The sequence below is a fragment of the Microbacterium lacus genome (assembly GCF_002812805.1).
Lineage (GTDB): Bacteria > Actinomycetota > Actinomycetes > Actinomycetales > Microbacteriaceae > Microbacterium > Microbacterium lacus_A.
Genome location: NZ_NMUM01000029.1, coordinates 1 through 20,253, shown reverse-complemented (window position 1 = coordinate 20,253; position 20,253 = coordinate 1). Strand labels below are relative to the sequence as shown.

Here is a 20,253-nt window from a genome sequence, read left to right as displayed (position 1 = left end):
GGTGGCGTCCGGCAAGGTGGTGTACGGATCGGGTGACCGTGTCGCTGCGGACGTAGCGACGGTCACCGCGTGATCCTTCGAGAGAACTCTTCACATCCATCTCGAAAGGACCCCGACGATGACCGTCTCACCCCACGATATCGACCCTGCCCGCTTCCTCGAAGACCACCTCGCGCAGGCGTCTCCCGATCTGCTGCGGGAGATGCTCGGCACGTTCATCAACCAGCTGCTATCCGCGGACGCGGACCAGATCTGCGGCGCCGCTTACGGCACGATCAGCGACGACAGGGTGAACCGTCGCAACGGTTACCGCCACCGCGACTTCGACACCCGCGCCGGGACCATCGACGTGAAGATCCCCAAGCTCCGGCAGGGCACCTACTTCCCGGAGTGGCTGCTGGAACGCCGCCGCCGCGCGGAGGCCGCACTGACCACCGTGGTCGCGACCAGCTACCTCCTCGGCGTGTCCACCCGTCGGATGGATGACCTGGTGAAGACCCTCGGGATCACCGGGCTGTCGAAGTCGCAGGTGTCGGAGATGGCGCGCGACCTTGACGAGCAGGTGACCGCGTTCCGCACCCGGCCGTTGGACGCCGGCCCGTACTCGTTCGTCGCCGCCGACGCGCTCACCATGAAGGTCCGCGAGGGCGGCCGGGTCGTGAAGGTCGCGGTGCTGGTCGCGACCGGCGTGAACGCCGACGGCTACCGCGAGATCCTCGGTCTGCAAGTCAACTCGACCGAAGACGGCGCCGGCTGGCTGACGTTCTGGCGCGACCTCGTCGCGAGAGGCCTGACCGGCGTGAAGCTCGTCACGTCCGACGCACACGCAGGTCTGGTCGCAGCGATCGGCGCGACCGTCGGCGGGTCCTGGCAGAGGTGCAGAACCCACTACGCGGCGAACCTGATGAGCGTGACCCCAAAGTCCTCGTGGCCATGGGTGAAGACCCTGCTGGGCACGGTTTTCGACCAGCCCGACGCGGAGTCCGTGCACGCCCAGTTCGACCGCGTCCTGGACGCGCTCGAGCACAAGCTCCCCAGGTCGTTCGAGCACCTCGAGGCCGCACGTGAGGAGATCCTCGCGTTCACCGCGTTCCCGAAGAGCATCTGGCGGCAGATCTGGTCCAACAATCCGAACGAACGCCTCAACCGGGAGATCCGCCGCCGCACCGACGTCGTGGGCATCTTCCCGAACCGCGACGCGATCATCCGGCTCGTCGGCGCCGTCCTCGCCGAGCAACACGACGAGTGGGCCGAGCAACGCCGCTACCTCGGCCTCGACGCCCTCGCCGCCGCACGCCGCGTCGGCGAACCCACCACAGAGGAGGTGATCGAACCCGACCTTCGGGCCCTCACAGCCTGACCTCGACACGAGGGATCACACGATCACCGATACACCACGTCCCAGGACTTGACCGGGCGACGCCCTTTGAAACCGCTTTGCTACAGATACCTGCAACGCAGAAAAATCCCTGGATAAGCGGAAAAACCTGACCTACTCTGGCGCCATGCGCGGAGGACTGGAGCGGTGGAAGAGGGGTGTCGAATCCCGCGGGGTCCGGCACGCAATCTCGTACGCTCTCGAGGGCACCTGCGACGCCCACATGCCCCACCCGACGGGTGTCGAAGCGCTCGAGGCGTATGGCGCAGCATCCGATTCCACCGTCTCTCGGTTCATCGTCGACAACGGCGTCATCACGACTGATCAGCTCTCGGCCGGGGGTCTTCGTGTCTGGCTCACCGGGCACGACCCGATCACGGGGGAGGAGCGCGGTCATCAGCGGCTGAGCCCAGACGCCGACCTGCTGCTTGACGGGACGCTCAACCACCCGAAGTCGTACAGCATCGCCGCGCTGCTGCATCCGGAACTCGCTGCCGAGTTCGAAGCGCTGCAAGACCGGCTTCGTGAGCGCATCCTGCTTACGTGGCAGACCGAGCTCAACGCGCGGCGCGGGCACGGTGGGCTCGTCCGCGAGGAGATCGCTCGCATCGAGGTCGTCGAGCTGCAGCATCGTCGCTCGCGCGCGCTCGACCCGCACATTCACCGTCACCTGTGGCTGAACATCAAAGTGCTCGGCGCGGATGGGAAGTGGTCGAACCTCGACTCGCGCGTCGCCATGAAGCTGCACACCGTCATCAATGCCGAGGGCGAACTCGCCGCCCGTACAGACCCCGCGTGGATCGCCGCGCTCGCGCGCCACGGATACAAACTCGACGACTCGGGCGAGATTGCCGAACTCGCCGACGCCGTCCGCCCCCTCTCGCGCCGATCGACGCAGATCGAGGCCAACCGCGCGCGCCTGATCGCGGAGTGGTCGGCGGCGCACGGGGGATCGGCGCCGAGCGTTGAGGTGCTGCAGCAGATCGACCGGCGCGCGTGGGCGGTTGCGCGGCCGAACAAGCCGGCCGACCTCGACGAAACGTCGTGGGAGACGCGCGTCCGTGACGAGATCGCGGCGATCGATCCAAGCCTGATCACCGTGCGTGCGCCGATTGCCGTCGCTTCCACAGAGCTGGACGCCCTCGATCTGGACCTGCTCGCGGCCGCGGCGATCGTGGACGCGGATAAACGGTCCACATCATGTGGCGGGCGGTTCAGCACCTTTGACATCCGAGCCGGCGCGACGCGCACGCTCTCACGCACCGGCATCGTCGCGCCGCGCGATCAGCTCGACGACGTAATCGTCGAGATTTCGACGCGCGCCGCGAAGGCCGTCCATCGGCTGGTTGCCGAGATGCCGCCAGCACACGTGAAGGCCTTCATGGCGACCGAGACCGTGCGCGCGAAGGTGCGCCTCGCCGGACGCCTTGACGTGCTCGCCCGGCCGGGGCGTGCACTCCTGCTGAACGAGCTGCGTCGCTTGGCGCCCAACGAGGAGATCTCGGCACTGGATACTTCGCAGAGTGTTGCCGCTTGCGCGATCGCCGGGACAGACGGGCTCGTAACGGTCACCGGCCCCGCTGGCACAGGCAAGACGGCGATGCTGCGCGTTGCGTTCGCGGCCCTGGGGACGCAACGGCGGCGGATGCTCGTCGTCGCTCCCACCCGGAAAGCGGCTTCTGTGGCGTCTCGCGAAGTTGGGGCTGCGGCATCCAGCATCCATGCACTGCTCGCAGACCACGGCTACCGGTGGGGTGCCGATCAGGCCGGTGCGATGGTGTGGACCCGGCTGCGTGCGGGAGAGGTCGATCCCAGCACGGGTGTCGCATATGGCGGGCCGACGCGATACGTGTTGCGTCCTCGCGATCGAATTGTGGTCGACGAAGCGGGCATGGTCGATCTCCAGACGGCGAATGCACTCGCCGACCTCGCGATTGAGCAGGGGGTCGGGCTCGCGTTCGTCGGGGACCCGCACCAGGCGCTGCCGGTCGGACATTCCGGTGCGATGGGTTCAGCGATCCGGCACGCGAATGCAGCGGTAGAGCTCGATACGGTGCATCGGTTCCGCGATCCGGAGTACGCGGCGCTCACGCTACGGCTGCGCGATGCGGGAGATCGAGAGGGCGCGATAGCGGTCGCTGGTGAGCTGACGGACCGCGGTCATGTCGCGCGGGTTGATCATCATGATGCAGCCCGTGAGCGGATGATCGACGCTTACTTCGAGTGGCACGCGCGTGGCAAGCGGGTGACGTTGGTGTCCGGTACCAACGGTGAGGCGGATGCGATCAACGACGCGATCCAGCAGCGGCGAGTCGATCACGGCGAGCTGGATCCCGGCGTGGTCGCGTGCGGGATGGGGGAGCAGCGCATCCTCGTCGGTGACACCGTCCAAACCCGTCGGAACGACCGGCTCACGGGCGTTGAGAATCGTGCGCCGTGGATCGTGCGCGGCATCCGCCAGGACTGCGTCGATCTTGCGTCGGTCGGCGACAGCGGCGAGTTGCGGCGAGTGTCTTCCGAGTATGCGCGGGAGCATTTGCAGCTGGCCTACGCGTCGACGGTCCATGGCGTGCAGGGCGACACCGCCGATGCCTCTGTGGTCGGGCCCGATGTGGACGCCGCCGGCCTCTACGTGGGCCTTACACGCGGGCGCGTGCACAACATCGCGATCGTGGTCTCGCGGACGGATGCTGCGGCCCGCGAGAGTCTGGCGGAATCGATGTCGCGCGGCACGCCCGAGCTGACGATGCAGGATGCCGCTCGTGCGGCTCAGGCGGAGATGCGGAGTGCTGCACGGGCGCGGGACTTGGCGGCGATGGCGACCGGGCCGATTGTTGGGGCGCCGAGTGCGGGGCGTGGGATCGGGATGTAGCGGCGCTCGATTGGCGGGCGCGCAGCGCGCTAGCCTCCGGGCCGGCTATCCGGGGCGGGATCGGATTAGGCATGTGCTCAGATCCTGGCGTGCGAGAAGTCGGTTCAGCCAGGTTGGTCGTCCCGCATTGCCGCGAGCATCGAATTCATAGCCGACAGTGGTTTCAAACCCGCTGGCTCACCTCTCGACATGATGAGCTAGACGGCAATGGTCGCGAGCGCGCCCACGCCTGCCACGATCACGGGAACAAGATCTGCCACACGCGAGATGTAGAAGCCGGGCCGGAAATAGCCATCCGAGGCGAGCGACTGTCAACACTGTGTCTGCCAAACCGCGTGATGCCCGTTCAGGGATCCATGCGACGGTGGCCGGGGGACGGTCTCTCGACACCGGATGTCAGAGGCTTTCTATACCTTCAGGGCATGCATCGCCCGAAGTCACGTCCGTCCGCGCTGAGCGCGCTTGTCGGCCTGTCTGGCATAGTTGTGAATCCACTGCGTAAGCAGAGGCATCTCGTTGGCGGACCAATGGACTGCACCCACCGCGCAGCGTGCCACGGAGGCATGGCTCGAGCGGCCTAAGGCGCCCGACTGATACTCGGGTGGCGGTGCAAGTCGCCCGCGGGTTCGAATCCCGCTGCCTGGGCCGCCCGCCAACCACCGGCCAACGTTTTGGTCTGCACGCACGACGGGCGACGTGTCGCTCACGGTGCCTGGGCAATCATGCATAGATGCGGCACCAGTCCGCTACCTTTGATCCCGATTTGCTTTAACTCGCTGGTGGCGAGGTTGAGGCTCGCTACCGGCAGCGTCCAGTGTCTTGCGAACCGATGCGCTGCCAACAGTGACGAGTCGATTCGCGCCGTCCGAGCTTCGTGACCCTCGGTCGTATCTCGAGGACCCGTCCGTCGGCTCTCCGGCGACCTGCTCGAGATGAGTCCCGTTCGCGTTGATGAGGTAGATGTTCGACGGTTGGGTTGAGAAGCGTTAGGGCGACAGGGGATATTGCGATCCGCAACGTTGACGGCTATTCCATTGCGAAGAGAGTCTGCTCACACGTGCCCGCCCGCGGATGGGCGAGCGTTTGGCGCGCGCGCTGGAAAGCCTCTGGTGTCGCTTCCGCCGCGCCGAACTCGATGAAACTCTTGAGGGTCACGAAGTACGGCGCCACTAGCCGCGCCACGAATCCGCGCTCGTACACTGCACCGCCTACTGGCGCGTTCCTCGTCTCCGATACCACTGCCGTTACCTGAGAGTGTCCAACCCGGGTCCCGTTCGCGAGGTTGTTCAGTTGAGACGCATGGATGGCTGGCTGAGCCGATTCCACGAGGGGTCGATCAGTCGAGCACACCAGCGCGAAATGGGTTGCGCGCGCGACATCCCCGGCGCTGGTCACGGTCGCCTCCGCCGGGACATCGAAGTGACGTCCCGCCAACGTGACGCCCGCTGTCCAGAGCCGGATTCGAGAGGGATCCGTGTCCTGCTTTCGCGGGCGAGACAACATCGAGCTGAAACGAACCAGGGGATCTGGCTCTTGCTCGATCAGAGCGGGCAGTGAAGGACGGATGCTGTTCCCGACGCCCCACAGAAATATGCCCTCATTGGAGTCGCTCTCACGCGTCTTGCGGCGCAAGATCGACTCAATCGGTTCCCCGGACTCAGTGCCGTATCGTGTCCAACAGAATGCGGAGCGCGCGTCAGAACGTACGGTAGCGTCGCCATCGAACGGGCGCGAATCTACCGAGCGGGGCACCGTCCTACGGTACCGCCAGCGTGCGACAGGAGGTGGCACAGTGGCAATCTTCACCACTCCCGATGAGCTTCGACGTAGTTTGCGCCAGACTGGCCTCTCAAACGACGCGATATCAGCGGCGTGGCCGCAGTGGTGGTCCGAGGATGCTATTGGTTCCCCCTCGGCCGAAGCCGAGCTCCGCTTCTCGCTCGCTAGGAAGCTGGGGCTCTCGGCGGTTTCGCTCATGCACGACGAGCCGACATTTGTGACGCGCGGACGAGCAAGTTTCAAGCGCGCGAGCCTCACCCGCCAGATCGACGAGCTCATGCTCACGACTGTCGCGCAATCACTAGCGACGTTGATCTCCGATGCGACCACGACCCGGTATCAGGGACTGCCTGCTGCGTCCGAGGCGCGCGAGGCCATTCTCCGATACGCGAGCTTCGTCTCGCCGGGCGATCTCATCTCGCTCTCCTGGGCGATGGGAGTCCCCGTCGTTTCGCAGGCAGTCTTCCCTCTTGAGGCAAAGCGGATGGACGCGATGACGGTGTTCGCTCAAGGGCGGCCGGTAATCCTCCTCGCGCGGCGGACGAGTTTCCCCGCCTTCCTGGCTTTCATGATTGCTCATGAGCTTGGCCACATCGCGCTCGGGCACGTAGGCGACGGCGAGGCGGTAGCGGATCTGTCGCTCGACCTGGGCAAGGAAGTCGACTACCGACCAGCAGCAGAAACCCACGATCCAGATGAGACCGCCGCGGACGCGTTCGCTCTCGAACTCCTCACTGGTGACCCGACGTTCACAGTCGAGACAGAGAAGCACAACTTCAACGCCGCCGAGGCCGCCGATGCGATCCAGGGAGTCGCACCCGAATTAGGGGTGGATCCCGGATTCGTCGGCCTCGCGCTCGCCCGTAGCAGCGGGCGGTGGCCTCAAGTGTATGGCGCTCTGCGACAGGCCGGTCATTACGACAAGCACCTAATGGAACAGGTGAATACGATCGCATTTCGCCAACTGGATGAGTCCCGTGTTTCGGACGACTCCTGGGACTACATCACCCGCGCGCTAGGAGTCCTTGAGCACGATGGATGACTACTTCCTGGATAACGACCTGATCATCAAGCTCGTGCGCTACGGGCTCATCGACGAGCTCCTGGCTCATTGCTGCAGCCCCGAAAGGTGCCGATCGATGGCGGTTCTCGCCACTGCTCAGTGGGTCTGTCGAAATGCTCTCGAGAAGGCCGTCGAACGGCACGGCGAGAGTGCGGATGTGCTGCGTCTCTTCGAATCGTTGCTCGCCGCAGCCGAGGTCGTGGAACCCACCGCGGCCGAGGTAGCGAACGCGGCAGCACTGGAGGACCTTGCTTCGGAACTCAGGCTTCCGCTGGATCCCGGCGAGTCACTTCTTGCTGCGGTGGTCGCTGCACGTGCCGGCGCACTGCTCACTGGAGACAAACGCGCGATCATCGCTCTCGAAGCTCTCGTGGGTCGAGCCTCTCAACTTGGCTCCCTGCAGGGGCGTGTGGGCGCACTGGAACAGGCGATGATGACGCTTGTCATGCACACGAGCGTGGAGGATGTTGCGAGCGGAGTTCATCGAGCCCCGGCGGCCGATACGGCAATGAGGCTCGCGTTCTCGCCCCCACCATCGATGGTTGGGCTTCTCAGCTATCTCGAGTATCTGCGGGGCTTGGCGCCGCAGATCATGATCAGCGCAGACTCGCTCTGCTTTGAGGCAGTTAGTTATGACCGCAAGAACGCAGCGTAGGGCGAGATGAGCGGCGCCGCGAGCGAAATCTTGATGCCCGCGGCGTCCTCTGTCGTTGCATCGACGACGTCCAGGCAAGCCTTGTCGACGTGACCACGGATGTATTCCTTGCCCACCCGACCCTGTTGGTTGCCGACGCCGACGCGCGTGGCGCTCAAGTCCAGCACAGTCTCAACATCGTCAAGACTTGAGATAAACAGCGCGTACTTCGAACCGAGGACGTTAATGTCCGCCGGCACCTCTTCCCACGTCTCGCCGTCGACCGAATACTCCCGAGCTCGAACCTGAGCAGCGTTGTGGTTCGAGGTAATCTCCTGCATAACGAGATTGACTGGGCCGCCGGGCCGTTGCACGTAGTCACGCACCCGCGCGGGATGGCAGGAGCTTCCCCCATACCCCCACATCGCGAAGCCGACGTCGTCTATCTCCCGGCGCTTGCGTTCCAGAATGTCCTCCAAGCTCTCTCCGGCGTGGATGCCCACCTTCATGAATAGAACGCGATCCCCAGGGCCAATCTCCATCACGTGCTCCCGTCCAGATACTCGAAGTGATACTCGCTGTTCCCAGCCCGCCGCGGGTCGCTGCCCGGATTCTGCCGGATGAACCGGACATTCAGTGGATGACCGTTCCCGTAGAAATGCTCATAGTCGCTGACCAATCGCGGCCTGCTGTCCACCTCACGAGCGTTTCCAGGCAGGGCGTCCAGTACGAGATTGCATGATTTGAGATCGGGTGCGTCGTCGAGGTGATACGAGTGCAGCTGCGGCGACATCCGACTGATGAAGAACCCATTCTCCAGTGCATGGGACTCAACGGCATGGAGAACCTTGCGGGGCCACTCGAGGTTCTGATCATCCGCGAGGACAACCACTCCCTTGCCGTCGTACCCGACGAGTTCGAAACCGCGTTCAACGAACAGCTTCACGCTCGTCCCCCGATTGCTCGCACCCCACGGCGGGTTTGTGTAGAAGGCATCGAATGCCGCGACAGTCGGAAGCTCGTCGAACACGTTGTACAGCACAGCACTCAAGTGCCCGATGCCTGCGGACTCTGCAAACTGGTTGATGCCGTTGACAATTCGTTCGTCAAAGTCGAAGACGGTGATCTGCGACGGCGCAGAATCCAAGATCCCGATGTGGGCGAGATAGGCCACCGAGGAGCTAATTGCGTCGCCATCGCCGACGAAAGCAACTCGCTTGCCGGCAGCCCAGCGCGAGATGAACTCACTCTGGAGGATCATGTCGCCGGTCTTCATATAGATCTGGTCGAACTCGCGGATAGCTTGTGGTCGGTTCTGCACAACGTCAGATACCGCGTTAATCGCGGCCCGGAGATCGATCTCGCTCATTCCGCGCCCACAAACTTCAAGACGTCCGACATCACAGTGTCGAGCGGCCGGTCGGCCCGAATGAAGCCGACGGGGACGCCCAGCTCGACGGCGTACGCCAGCGCGAGCGAAGCCTGCAAACCCTGATGGAGCTCGAAATCGGTGCTGTCCTGCTCTCTCCTGCCTTCACTCGCATCGCGAAGCCTCGTCCGGATCACGTTCTCAGATGCCGTGAGGCACACAATGTGGGAGATGGCAAGCGCCGCCAAATCCGCGCGAGCGAACGGCACGGCGCGCATGCCGTATGTCTCCGCAGTCACCGCATGAGAGTCCACGACTGAGTGCCGGCGACCTCGATTTTGCTTCAACTCTTGCCGAACGAAAGAGTCTGCAGCCGCCACATCGGCGGCAGAGATAACCGAGCTGGACTCGCGTCTAAGTTCGGCTTGTGTCCGCACTCGATCGCCGAGCGCGGCGGTGAGTATTTCGCCGTAGCTGTATCTGGCCGCACCGGCGGTTGATTCGACCAACCTTGCGACTGTGGACTTTCCCACACCGGGCACGCCCGTCAGATAAAGCGCAAATGTCACTGATCCTCCCTGCGGGACCCTTAGCAATGACTCGCTCGAAGAGCCGGAACGGCTCACTCTCCCGAACCATATCTAGCAATTCGAATTGCTATCGCGCGGCGCGCTTGGAGTGAAGTGACGTGACCCGCGAGAGCGGACGCCGCGGCACTCGGTTGGAGTCACCGCGTGGCGCCGAGATCCTCGATCGCGCCGGGGGCGGCGCCGCTGACGCCCACCGCCCGCATGAGGATGCTCATTGAGTTTCGTCACGCTCTGGTAGCCGCGTCAGAACCAAACCCGCGCGATCGATAGGCTCGGCAAGGCCGATCAGGTTCGGCACGGAATGAGGGCAGCCGAGGATGACGCCGGACACCGAGGTCCAGTCCAAGGAAAGGACCGCCCGCGCGATGCGCGGCATGGAGTCCAGAACCATCAAGAAGTAGCAGGACGACGGCTGGGAACTTCACGGCTCGGGGATGGAGACTGCATGATCGCTCAGGTGTTGATGGGGGCTGGCGCTGTCGCGCTCGCGGCGTATGGCATTGTCGCCGGTGTCCGCTCATCAAAGGAGACCGCGAAGCGACGCGGTACGCCTGTGGAGTGGGATCCTCGCTTCCCCCAGGATGCCTTTCTGGAGGTAGTCAACAAGACGGCGCAGAAGCTCCCCCGTGTGTACGCGAGCGGCGCTGACGGGCTCATCGTCACTATCCACGTCAAGTCGAATAGCGGCCTAACGAGCTGGGAGGCGGAGGTCGACTTCTGCGACTACGGACGCCTTACCGGAAAGTACTGGATCATCTCGGAGAACAGTCAGTCCCCCATTCCGCAGGCGCTCGCGGATACCATCGTTGCTGAGGTGCACGCCCGGCTCGGGGTGCAGACTCCCGTCGCGTAGCTCGCCGTGGGCAGCTCTGCGGGCATCTAACGCTCGGCGCCAGTGCCTCTCGCCGAGCAGGACCGACTGGGCGCAAGGCTCGCTGGGACGTGCGAGATCACACGCAATGGTGCCCCCAGCGCGCATGCACGTTTTTGGGATCCCACCGCGCCATCGGGGCCACCGCGCAGTGGACAACAATCGCTCAGGCATTGATCCCGAAAACACGCAGCAGCGGGACGCGGGGGATCATTCGGCGCGGGCCGAGCTGGACCGTGGGGATGGTCCCGTTCTCGATGCCGAGCTTGATGGTGCGGTAGTCGACGCCGACGAGTTTGGCGGCATCCTTCATCGTGAGAGCAAGGTGTTCCGGTGAGCGGTTCATGGTCTTCCCCTTCATTGAGCCAGCAGTGTCAATCTCCATTCGGGGCAAGGTAGCACGTTTGTGAGCCAAGATCGACAGTCTTCTTCGCGAATCGCCGATGACCTGGAATAGTGGGCTGCATGGCAGACGTGGAGGCATATGACATCAGCGACGATCGCATCGATCTCGGTAGCCGCGTATCGATGCCGAAGTCTTGGAATGCGCGCGTGTCGGGGGAGCAGGACGTGCCGGGCACGATCACCGTGCGCGTGGAGTGGGATGCTGCGCTCGGCCGCACCGCCGTCGCGTCCGCCGCCCTCGAGCGCGAGGGGGAAGGTGTCGACATCACCAGCCAGATGCTCCGCGAGGTGCGCACGCACTGGATCATGACGACATCAGCACTCGACGTCGTCACGGTCGACGTTGGCGGGGACGGTGTGAGCGATCATGACCGCATCCCGGTGCGGCAGTTCCTCAACCGCCTGCGGGCGGCGGGGAAGCGCGACCCCTCGGAGGCGCTGCACGACTCGATCGCCGTCTATCGCGTCGCGACGGCAATCAGCTACCCGCCGCTCAAGCTCGTCGCCGACACTCTCAGGATCAGTCAGAGCACCGCGACGCGCCTCATGACCCGCGCTCGTGATGCGGGTCTCGCGCCGGAAGTGCGGATCCAGGAGCCTCGGCGGGCGCCGGCGGTTGACCCGTACAACCCGGGGCGGCCGTACGATCCTGCCGCGCCGCACACTGGGTCTTCTGGGCCTGGAGGGCCGACCATCGGTCGATGACCAGGCCCCGCGGCCGATGCATGGGAAGTGATATCTATTTGGGATGTCACGAGCAGAGAAGTCTTCGCTTGGGAGAACGGGCGCAACGTGCCGAACGTTCCGGTGCGATCCGGCGTGCGATAGCGCACGCGGTAGCCGCGCGTCGAAGCTACACACCGTTATCAGCTCGGAGGAGGAGCGCGGCCTAGGCTCAGCCTTATGCGCGGAGCTTTGTGTGGAGTTACTGTTGTCATCGCTTTCTCGCTTGTCGGATGTGCAGCGGGATCAGCTTCTGACGGCGCTGACTCGGCGACTTCGACGCTTGAATCGCAGGTGACGTTCGAGTCGGTCGTTGATGGTGACACCGTCGAGACCAGCGCCGGCACGGTGCGCATCATTGGTATCGATGCGCCAGAGCGCGGCGCCTGTGGATACGCGGAAGCATCGACGCTCGTATCGTCCCTCCTCAGCCAGGGTGATCCGATCATCTTGGAGCTTCCGGACGGGGAGAACGATGAGGACCAGTACGGGAGAATCTTGCGTTACGTCGGCACGGACGAGGGTGTAGACGTTGGATTGACGTTGCTGACGGCCGGGCTGGCGGTTGCCCGATTTGACTCGACGGACGGCTACCCCGCACACCCGCGGGAGTCGGACTACCACGCCGCGCAGGTCGCGACCGTCGCCGCAGATGGGGCAGTGATAACTGTCGCCTGCAAAGCTGCGTCCGACGCGGCAGAACAGGCGAGAATCGTGGCCGAGCAGCAGGCCGCGGAGGCTGCGGCCCCGCCGCCAGCGGTCGATGAGTGGTGGAGGCAATACACGTCGTGTACGAAGCTCAAGCAGAATGTCAACGGACACCCGACAGGTCCGTTCTCACGCGATAACCCCTCAGAAGCATCGATCTACGATTGGTTCGCTCATGGGACTGGCAACAATGGTGACGGTGAAGGCGATGGATTGGCGTGCGAGTAGGCGCTTTCGCTCTCTGCGGCGGCTATTCGTACCGTGATCGCTCATTCGTTGACGGGTTTACGCGTTAGTGGTTTCGCCGGCGTTGGCCTCGCATACCGGTGATACGTTCAGCCCGTGACGAGTGAACGCCTTCCGGCTGAAAAGCGGATGCGGCTGCGCTACTCCGGCATCTGTCGGCTTTGCAGCACCCCGTTGCCAGCCGGACAACACGGGATCTACGAGCGCGAGACGAAGACCGTTCGATGTGTTCAGTGCCCCGAGACAGCGGTTGGCGCCGACATCGAGGCCGAGACCGGGACCGAAACGGAGCCCCGGCCCGAACCCGAAATCGACATCGACGTGGCGGGTGGGTCCGCGCGGCGAGAGTACGAGCGTCGCAAGACGGGTCGGGAGCAGCGCATCCGAGCGGCTCATCCGAAGCTCGGCGGACTGATCCTGGCGCTATCTGATGATCCCCAGAGCACTCGCGCTTGGGAGCGCGGTGCCATCGGCGAGGAGCTGCTGGCCGAGCGACTCAAGGATCTCCCGAGCGATATGCGTGTTCTTCATGACCGCCGGGTCCCTGGTTCGCGGGCGAACATCGACCACATCGTCGTCTCTTCCGCGGGGGTGTGGGTGATCGACGCGAAACGGTACAAGGGGAAACGTCCCGAACTGCGCGTCGAAGGCGGGATCCTCCGGCCTCGTGTCGAGTCGCTTCGAGTGGGCGGTCGCGACCAGACCAAACTCGTCGACGGAGTTCAGTCTCAGGTCGAGAAGGTCGCCGGTGCTGTGGCCGACCCGGATGTCGTCGTCCGCGGTGTGCTGTGCTTTCTCGAGGCCGACTGGCCCCTCATCGGTGGTGACTTCACTGTGCGCGACATCGAGGTGGTGTGGCCGCGTCTGCTCACGAAGCGGATATCCGCGGATGCCCCAGCTGCCATCGACGTGGACGCTGTCTATGGTCGACTCAGGGCTGTGTTTCCGAGGAACAGCTGACCGAGGCGCGATGATGATCGGCATCCGTAGATACACGGACACATCTTCCATAAATTGACGGATAGACGTTCCGTACATTTACGAATTATGCCAAGCTTGATCCGTGAAGACGAACGAGATCGTGTGGCGGACGCTGGCCGAGGGTGCCCTTGCTGGTCGTCGCGAGTGGCCAGACCTCAGCGCGCTTGCCGCTGCCGTCGACGCCCCTGTCTCCAGCACTCACCAGGCACTTGGTCGCCTGGTGGAGATCGGCGCGGTCCAAACTCGGCGTCGTGGCGGGATCATTGTCGTCAGCCCCGAGAAGGTTGTGCTCACGATGGCGGCGAATCGCAACTTGATCCGCGACACCGTCGCGATGACCACGCTGAGCGCAGCCCAGAGTTTGACGAACGAGCATCCGACGGCTATCGCCTTTGGCGGAACGGATGCCGCGCTGCACTGGCTAGGGGGCGTCAACACGATCGCCGACAAGGGGACTCGGCTGATCTACGCCGACGCGGGCGTTACCCAAGGCCTCGCCAACGGCGAAGAGGTTCGGGTGGTCTCGCGCGACCGGGTCGCCGCGCGAGTGTGGCGGGAGGGCTACTCGAGCGTCGCTCAGACCTACGCCGACCTGTTTGCGATGCCCGGGTGGCAGGCCAGCGAGTTTCGCGCAGCCCTCCACTCGAGACTTTTCGAGCGAGCGGATTGGGAACAGCCCGCGGAGGAAGCGCATGTCTGAATCCCTGAATGAATCAGACGAGAAGATTCGCCGCGTCCTCGACCACGTCGGGCGCGACCTCGACCCATCGATCTTGATCGGCGGATGGGCGACGCACCTGCGGGTCGGGGGTGAAATCAGTCACGACATCGACCTGATCGTTACTCCGAGCTCTCGCTACCTACTCGATTCGGTCGTCGAAAGTCTCACGGACAACTCGGTCCACCTGGCCCGTAAGTTTCGCGGCGAGGTGGAAGGGGTGCATTTGGACATCTACCTCCCGCATGAGTCGAAACTCGGCACGAGGCTCAAGCTCAAGGTCGAAGTGCTCGCTGAGTACGTCGACGACGACATTGCTCCGCCCTGGTTGCTTCTGACGATCGAGGCGCATTTCGTCACTAAGCTCGCTGCGCTCTTCGATCGCTTCCGTTCGGAGAAGGGAACCAAGGATGCCCGGGAGGTTCTCGCTCTGTTGAAGAAGGGCGTTGATCCGGCCCTCGCGCTTCGAATGCTGTCCGAGGCGACCGCCGGACCACCGGGGGACATCCCCGGATACGTCGACGAGATGTTCCGACTCGTCCCGCAGCTCGTCAAGCTGTCCAAGGCCGACCAGAAAGCGATGATGCGATGGCGTCGCGAGTGGGCCCAGGCGGCGCTCGCGTATGCGTCTCCGCACACGCTTTCTCCGCGCACGCTGTGAGGACGATTGGGTATTGGGCGCCGAGGTCTGCTGGGGCAGCCCGGTAGCGTTGGTTCGTGCCCGCTCGCCCTTCTCGCCGCATTCTTCGCTTGCGGGCATCGATCGTCGGTATCGAGCCGGAGATCTGGCGCACCATCGATGTCGACGACAGCCTGTCGCTCGCCCAGCTGCACATGGTGCTGCAGGTGGTCTTCAATTGGTTCGGCTCGCACCTGCACCGGTTCTCCGAAGATGATCCCTGGGTGATGAGCAACGGCATCCCGCGCATCGGGCGGCAGCCTCGCGCGTGGGTGGATGCCTGGTCGCTGGCTGAGGCCGAGATTGAGGGTGAGGAGGATGAGGCCGACACGACCATCGGCGAGGCCATGCAGCACGATGGGCCGTTGTGGTACGTCTACGACTCGGGCGACAACTGGCTGCACCGCATCGACCTAGTCGACCGCCATGCCGCGCGGCCCGGCGAGCCACTCGCGCAGCTGATTTCCGGTGAGCGGCGCGCACCGTTCGAGGATTCCGGCGGCATCGGCGGCTACCAGGAAATCGCCGAAATTCTCGCCAAACCGTCGCACACCGATCATCGGTCGACGAAAGCGTGGGTCGCGACCGCCGTCGGACCGTGGGCGACAGGCGACCTCGAGGACGCCGATCTGGACGGTGCGCGCGACGAACTCGCCGCGCTGTTCAGCCGGGCGGGAGGAGATCTCGCGGGACTCGCGGATGCTTCGACCGGCGTCAGAGTCGACTCACCCATCGCTCAGTTCGCCTCCGACCTGCCCGTGCCATACAGGTCGAATCTGCGCCGGCACCTTCGGCGTAGCGAACTGCTCACACCCGAGCGGCTTCGTGATGAGGACGTCGCGGTCGCCGTGAAGCCCTACGCCTGGCTCATCGATCACATCGGAGTCGAAGGGCTGACGTTGACGAAGGCTGGATGGATGCCGCCCGCCGTCGTGCTAGAAGGGATGACGGCACTTGGCTGGCGCGACGACTGGATCGGCGAGGCGAACCGCGAAGATCTGACCTACCCGATGCGCGAACTGCGCGCATCAGCTGAACGGCTGCGCCTGATCCGCAAGGTGAAGGGTCGTCTAGAGCTTGTCGGCCGGACTCGTCCTGCGATCGGACGACCAGCGGTGCTTGCCGAGCAGATCGCGCGGATGCTGCTGCGCCAGCGGATGACGGACGGTCAGCGGGTCGCCAGCACCATATTCACGATCGGCCTGGCCGACGGGAGCATCGCGACGCGACGCGAAGCGGGGCGCCAGGTGATCGACGTACTGAACGAACTCGGCTACGTCGACTCGCAGGGTCGAGAACTCGACCAGCGCGGGTTCACGTCACTGACCGAGCCGGCACTCGACGTGCTTTATGCGCTCGGCCTCTGGCGGGCGGGGGGTCGGCGCCGTGACGTCCCTCCCACCACCGCTGTTCGCGCGATCGCCCGCCTCGCGCTCAAATAGCGAGGCGGGCTGACGCCGGTGCGACCACCCGGATCCCGGCCGACGCGGCACTGCCGTGATCGCATCGATGGAGATGATCGCCGGATGCCGACCCGCGGCACAATGCAACTCGGTATGCAGAAGCCAGGACGCCGCCAGGCGTCGCGAGGAATCAGTGAGAGCGGCGACGAGCGCTTCAGACTCGGTCTGCTCGATCACCAGTTTCATCGCGGCCGAGGTGTCCAGGTAGGCCACCGTCACCAGCGGCCTCGACTGTCATCGAGCAGCTGCCGTGTACTCACGGGCGAAACCGTCCGCGTGATGTCTGCCAGCGCATCACTACTGGTGCGGGCTGGCCTTGCCTCGCCTCGTGCGATGAGCCCGTCAAGGGGCTCGCCTCCTACGGGGACGATGAGGGCAGCCAGGCGGCCGTTGTTGCTGACCAGCACCGATTCGCCGGCCTCAACCCTGCGCAGGATCTCGCCACTGCGGTTGCGCATCTCGCGATGTGTCACGGTCTCCACGGGACGTAGCGTAGCGCGCTGTAGCACGCTCGACTCGGAAAGAACAGGGCGGTCGTCGCCCTGCCGGACCTGCTCGTCCCGCTCCCTACAGCTTCTAGTGGAGCAGGGGAGTCAGAAGTTCGGCGATCGCCTGCTCCGTGCCCTCGGCGCTCAGGTTGCCGTCGAAACGCAGGATGCGCCACGTTGTCGCGTCGCAGACCGCGACGATCTCGGCGAGGTGGCGCTTCGTTGTCTCCTCGTTCGGTTGGGGGGGGCGAGATGCGCGGCGAAGGCACGGCGGCACCAGTCGACGTGGTAGGCGCGTCCGTGTGCGGCGAGCTCGGGGAGCCCCGGCACGAGTGGCGCCTCGGAGTATGTCTTGAGGATCAACAGGCCGTAGTCCTCGTAATGTTCGACCAGTGCACGCATGGTCTCGGCAGGGCTGGCGCGCATGGCAGCCTCGCGTCGAGCGACGATGCGTCCCAGTTCCCGCTCGACCGTCGTCGTCATCAACACGGGTTTGTTGCCGAACCTGCGGATCACGGTCTGTGCGGTGACACCTGCGTCCGAGGCGACGTCTTCCAGTCGGATCAACTCGTAGGGCGTGGTTCGTAGACGCTCCAGCATCGCGTCCACGATCCGCTCGCCCGTGAGTGCGGCGGCGTCGGCGCGAGCAGACATCCGGTACTTGCGCTCATTCATGTTAGTCAGGGTGACATCAAATCATGGATACCTTCACAGAACGCCTCGAACGAGTAGACACCCGCCTCGGCTCCCTGGCCGTGCGCCGCACCGGAAGCGGCCATATGACCGTGCTGTGGTCGTCGATGTTCGTCGACAGCCATACGTGGGATGGGGTGCTGCCCCTGCTGCTGGCGGGTGCACCCGGCCGCGAGTACGTGCTGATCGATCCGCCAGGACTCGGGCGCAGCGACGTGCTCGCCCGGCGCACCAGCATCGCCGAGGCCGCAGACCGCCGCACGTGACGCGCTGCGCGGTCTCGGTGCGACAGCGCCGGTCGACTGGGTCGGCAATGCCTTCGGCGGCCACGTGGGTTACCAGCTTGCGACGGATGCCTCGGTGCTACGTAGTTTCGTCGCGATCAGCGCACCGACCGAACCGCTGCCGCCGGACCTTAGGCGCAAGATCGCGATCCTTCACCCCCTGTTGCGGCTTGCGGGCCCCATCCGACCCGTGCGCGAAGCGGTCGTTGCGGCCATGCTGACGGATGCTTCGGCGGCCACTCCCGGCATCCGCGACATCGTGATCGAGAGCCTGGGGCGGCCGACGCGCCAAAGCATGAGCCGGGCACTGAGATCGTTCATCGTCGACCGTACGGATGTCACGGATCGGCTAACGAACATCCGCGTGCCGAGCTTGTTCATAGCCTCGGACGACCGAGGGGATTGGAGTCCGCAGGACGCGCGTCGTGCGGCGGAGCTGACGCCGGACGCGACATCGCTCACGATCTCGGCAGCGCGTACGCTCGTGCCGCTCGAACAACCCGCAGCAGTCGCAGAGGCGCTGATGACGTTCTGGGCGCACCTGAGGTGAGGCGGATAGGAGGGCGAGATTGAGCCAGCGGAGAGACGAAGCTCATTCGAGCACATTGCTCATGCACGCGTCATTTGGTGGCATTCTGCAGAGCAAAGTGCTTTCTTGACCCTGAGTGACTGAAGGTGGACCTAGACATCAGAAACACACACCATCACTGATACCTCAAGAGCGGCTAGTTCCGGGCGATTTTTGCCCGCATTTTGCCCGCAAAGTGTTTGCTGCAACGTGTTTTTATGGGTTGCGCGACGTCGTACTGATTTCAGAGAATCCGCGTAATAATGCGGTTTTTGCTGGTTCGGGTCGAATTGAGCATTATGCGGTCAAGTCCCGTGTTGTGGTGTCAATCCGGCTGCTTCCTTGATGGGTGAGGGTCAGGCGGTGAGGAACAGGTCGGGGCGCTCAGGCTCGGCGTGGTCTTGGAGTGTGTGGACGAGTTTGCGCATGGAGATGTCGGAGAGGTAGCGGCGTTCACCGTATTGCCATTCCTCGTGCTGCTCCTGCAGGACGGCGCCGATGAGGCGGGTGACGGAGTCGCGGTCGGGGAAGATCTGCACGACGTCGGCGCGGCGTTTGATCTCACGGTTGAGGCGCTCGATCGGGTTGTTGGACCAGACCTTCTGCCAATGCTCACGCGGGAGCGGCGCGAATCCGGTGAGGTCTGCTTCGGCAGCATTGAGCATGTCTGCGATCTCCGGGAACGACCCGCGGAGGGACGTGGAGACCTGGTGATACTGGGCGATCACGGCCTCGGGGGTGGTCTGCGCGAAGATCGTCGAGATCAGCGCGTTGACGGGCTTGGAGCGTGCCGATCCGAGCTTCTGGGTGACGTTACGAGCGAAGTGGACGCGGCATCTCTGCCAGCCCGATCCGGGGAGGATCGCTTTGACGGCGGCTTTGATGCCGGCGTGAGCGTCGGACGTGACGAGGGTCACGCCGAGCGGGTCTGTGTCGGTGGAGACTTTCAGACCGCGGTCGCGGAGGGAGCGGAGGAACTCGGTCCAGAAGTCCGTCGTCTCCGCGTCGCCGAGAGCCATCCCGAGGATCTCCCGACGGCCGTCGCCGCTGACCCCGGTCGCGACGATGAGGGCTTGGGAGAGAACCCGGCCACGGTGGCGCACGTCGAGGTAGGTGGCGTCCAGGAACAGGTACGGGAACCAGGTGTGATCGAGCCGGCGGTGCAGAAACTCGTGCACCACCTCATCGATCTCGGAGCAGATGCGGGAGACGGTGGACCGGCTGATGCCGGTGTCGTTGCCCAGCGCGCGGACGAGCTGGTCGACCTTGCGGGTGGAGACTCCGTCGATCCAGGCCTGGCAGATCACCGCGTAGAGCGCCTTGTCGACACGGCGGCGTGGGCTGAGCAGGCTCGGGAAGAACGACCCCTCCCGCAGCTTCGGAATCTGAATGTCGACCTCCCCCGCGGGCGTGGCGAGCGTCTTCGCGCGAGCACCGTTGCGACGCGTGGTGCGCTCCGCCGTGCGTTCGTAACGGGCCGCGCCGATCTTCGCGGTCGCTTCCGCGTCAACAAGGTCCTGCAGCCCCGCCTGCAGCATCCGACGGAACACGTCGGAATGGGCGAGGTCAGGATCGGCGAGGACTTCTGCGATCAGGGTCGTCAAGGCAGACTGATTCTGGGTCATCGTGGGATCTCTTCTTTGCTTCTTGGCGGAAACAACTGGTCATCCCACGATGGCCCTCCTACGTCAACGACGACGAGAACCCCGCAGGAATTGACACCAAGCTACGAGACGCACCC

Annotated in this window: 20 protein-coding genes and 1 tRNA gene; 14 read left to right on the top strand and 7 right to left on the bottom strand. The window is 64.5% G+C overall.

The window, feature by feature from the left end; all coding sequences use genetic code 11:
• The first annotated feature begins 118 nt into the window (after positions 1-118).
• The 5 genes from CGU34_RS10020 (at position 119) to CGU34_RS10000 (ending at position 7,747) form a co-directional block, all read left to right on the top strand.
• A complete protein-coding gene (locus CGU34_RS10020) occupies positions 119-1,360 on the top strand; it encodes an IS256 family transposase (RefSeq protein WP_100809640.1) in 1,242 nt (413 codons plus the stop codon).
• Positions 1,361-1,505: 145 nt separating this feature from the next.
• The gene (locus CGU34_RS10015) at positions 1,506-4,250 is read left to right on the top strand and encodes an AAA family ATPase (protein ID WP_100814019.1); all 2,745 of its coding nucleotides are present in this window, start codon (positions 1,506-1,508) and stop codon (positions 4,248-4,250) included.
• Between the two features lie 557 nt (positions 4,251-4,807).
• Positions 4,808-4,895: transfer RNA gene (locus tag CGU34_RS10010), tRNA-Ile, on the top strand.
• Positions 4,896-6,042: 1,147 nt separating this feature from the next.
• Positions 6,043-7,071, top strand: a complete 1,029-nt coding sequence (locus tag CGU34_RS10005) for an ImmA/IrrE family metallo-endopeptidase (protein ID WP_100814018.1) — start codon at positions 6,043-6,045, stop codon at positions 7,069-7,071.
• Positions 7,055-7,747 carry a hypothetical protein gene (locus CGU34_RS10000; RefSeq protein ID WP_157811275.1) on the top strand — a complete coding sequence of 231 codons (693 nt, stop codon included), beginning with the start codon at positions 7,055-7,057 and terminating at the stop codon, positions 7,745-7,747. The genes CGU34_RS10005 and CGU34_RS10000 overlap by 17 nt, the downstream gene beginning before the upstream one ends.
• On the opposite strand, the gene CGU34_RS09995 is transcribed toward CGU34_RS10000, so the two are convergent.
• From CGU34_RS09995 to CGU34_RS09985, 3 genes are read right to left on the bottom strand one after another with little or no spacing between them, the layout of a single operon-like run.
• Positions 7,723-8,235, bottom strand: coding sequence for a hypothetical protein (locus tag CGU34_RS09995; protein ID WP_232711629.1), 513 nt, complete (start codon positions 8,233-8,235; stop codon positions 7,723-7,725). The genes CGU34_RS10000 and CGU34_RS09995 overlap by 25 nt on opposite strands.
• Positions 8,236-8,267: 32 nt before the next feature.
• Entirely contained in the window at positions 8,268-9,095 is an 828-nt protein-coding gene (locus tag CGU34_RS09990; RefSeq protein WP_100814015.1) for a bis-aminopropyl spermidine synthase family protein, read from the bottom strand.
• Positions 9,092-9,664, bottom strand: coding sequence for an ATP-binding protein (locus tag CGU34_RS09985; RefSeq protein WP_157811274.1), 573 nt, complete (start codon positions 9,662-9,664; stop codon positions 9,092-9,094). Before CGU34_RS09985 ends, CGU34_RS09990 begins: the two co-directional genes overlap by 4 nt.
• A 466-nt stretch (positions 9,665-10,130) precedes the next feature.
• Between CGU34_RS09985 and CGU34_RS09980 the strand changes: the two genes are divergently transcribed.
• The gene (locus CGU34_RS09980) at positions 10,131-10,538 is read left to right on the top strand and encodes a hypothetical protein (RefSeq protein WP_100814013.1); all 408 of its coding nucleotides are present in this window, start codon (positions 10,131-10,133) and stop codon (positions 10,536-10,538) included.
• A gap of 184 nt (positions 10,539-10,722) precedes the next feature.
• On the opposite strand, the gene CGU34_RS09975 is transcribed toward CGU34_RS09980, so the two are convergent.
• Positions 10,723-10,902 (bottom strand): DNA-binding protein, encoded by a 180-nt coding sequence (locus CGU34_RS09975; protein WP_232711628.1) that lies wholly within the window; start codon positions 10,900-10,902, stop codon positions 10,723-10,725.
• 119 nt (positions 10,903-11,021) lie between these two features.
• Between CGU34_RS09975 and CGU34_RS09970 the strand changes: the two genes are divergently transcribed.
• The 6 genes from CGU34_RS09970 (at position 11,022) to CGU34_RS09945 (ending at position 16,458) form a co-directional block, all read left to right on the top strand.
• A complete protein-coding gene (locus CGU34_RS09970) occupies positions 11,022-11,666 on the top strand; it encodes a hypothetical protein (protein ID WP_232711627.1) in 645 nt (214 codons plus the stop codon).
• A gap of 312 nt (positions 11,667-11,978) precedes the next feature.
• On the top strand, positions 11,979-12,620 hold the full coding sequence (locus CGU34_RS09965; RefSeq protein ID WP_157811273.1) for a thermonuclease family protein: 642 nt from the start codon (positions 11,979-11,981) through the stop codon (positions 12,618-12,620).
• A gap of 114 nt (positions 12,621-12,734) precedes the next feature.
• Positions 12,735-13,598, top strand: a complete 864-nt coding sequence (locus CGU34_RS09960) for a nuclease-related domain-containing protein (protein WP_232711626.1) — start codon at positions 12,735-12,737, stop codon at positions 13,596-13,598.
• A 103-nt stretch (positions 13,599-13,701) separates the two neighbouring features.
• Positions 13,702-14,319: a hypothetical protein gene (locus tag CGU34_RS09955; RefSeq protein ID WP_051512952.1), complete on the top strand. Its 618-nt coding sequence runs from the start codon at positions 13,702-13,704 to the stop codon at positions 14,317-14,319.
• Positions 14,312-14,998 carry a nucleotidyl transferase AbiEii/AbiGii toxin family protein gene (locus tag CGU34_RS09950; RefSeq protein ID WP_051512950.1) on the top strand — a complete coding sequence of 229 codons (687 nt, stop codon included), beginning with the start codon at positions 14,312-14,314 and terminating at the stop codon, positions 14,996-14,998. Before CGU34_RS09955 ends, CGU34_RS09950 begins: the two co-directional genes overlap by 8 nt.
• Positions 14,999-15,054: 56 nt before the next feature.
• Complete coding sequence (locus CGU34_RS09945) at positions 15,055-16,458, top strand: plasmid pRiA4b ORF-3 family protein (RefSeq protein WP_100814009.1); 1,404 nt, start codon at positions 15,055-15,057, stop codon at positions 16,456-16,458.
• 236 nt (positions 16,459-16,694) lie between these two features.
• Here CGU34_RS09945 and CGU34_RS09940 read toward each other — a convergent pair whose 3' ends face one another.
• Positions 16,695-16,961, bottom strand: coding sequence for a type II toxin-antitoxin system Phd/YefM family antitoxin (locus tag CGU34_RS09940; RefSeq protein ID WP_051512946.1), 267 nt, complete (start codon positions 16,959-16,961; stop codon positions 16,695-16,697).
• Between the two features lie 150 nt (positions 16,962-17,111).
• Positions 17,112-17,642, bottom strand: coding sequence for a TetR/AcrR family transcriptional regulator (locus CGU34_RS09935; RefSeq protein ID WP_100814008.1), 531 nt, complete (start codon positions 17,640-17,642; stop codon positions 17,112-17,114).
• A 23-nt stretch (positions 17,643-17,665) separates the two neighbouring features.
• Between CGU34_RS09935 and CGU34_RS09930 the strand changes: the two genes are divergently transcribed.
• Together CGU34_RS09930 and CGU34_RS09925 are read left to right on the top strand one after the other, a co-directional pair.
• Positions 17,666-17,926 carry an alpha/beta fold hydrolase gene (locus CGU34_RS09930; protein WP_100814007.1) on the top strand — a complete coding sequence of 87 codons (261 nt, stop codon included), beginning with the start codon at positions 17,666-17,668 and terminating at the stop codon, positions 17,924-17,926.
• Positions 17,850-18,494, top strand: a complete 645-nt coding sequence (locus tag CGU34_RS09925) for an alpha/beta fold hydrolase (RefSeq protein ID WP_081766128.1) — start codon at positions 17,850-17,852, stop codon at positions 18,492-18,494. Before CGU34_RS09930 ends, CGU34_RS09925 begins: the two co-directional genes overlap by 77 nt.
• Positions 18,495-18,868: 374 nt before the next feature.
• On the opposite strand, the gene CGU34_RS09920 is transcribed toward CGU34_RS09925, so the two are convergent.
• Positions 18,869-20,137, bottom strand: a complete 1,269-nt coding sequence (locus CGU34_RS09920) for an IS256 family transposase (protein WP_100809674.1) — start codon at positions 20,135-20,137, stop codon at positions 18,869-18,871.
• Between the last annotated feature and the right edge of the window lie 116 nt (positions 20,138-20,253).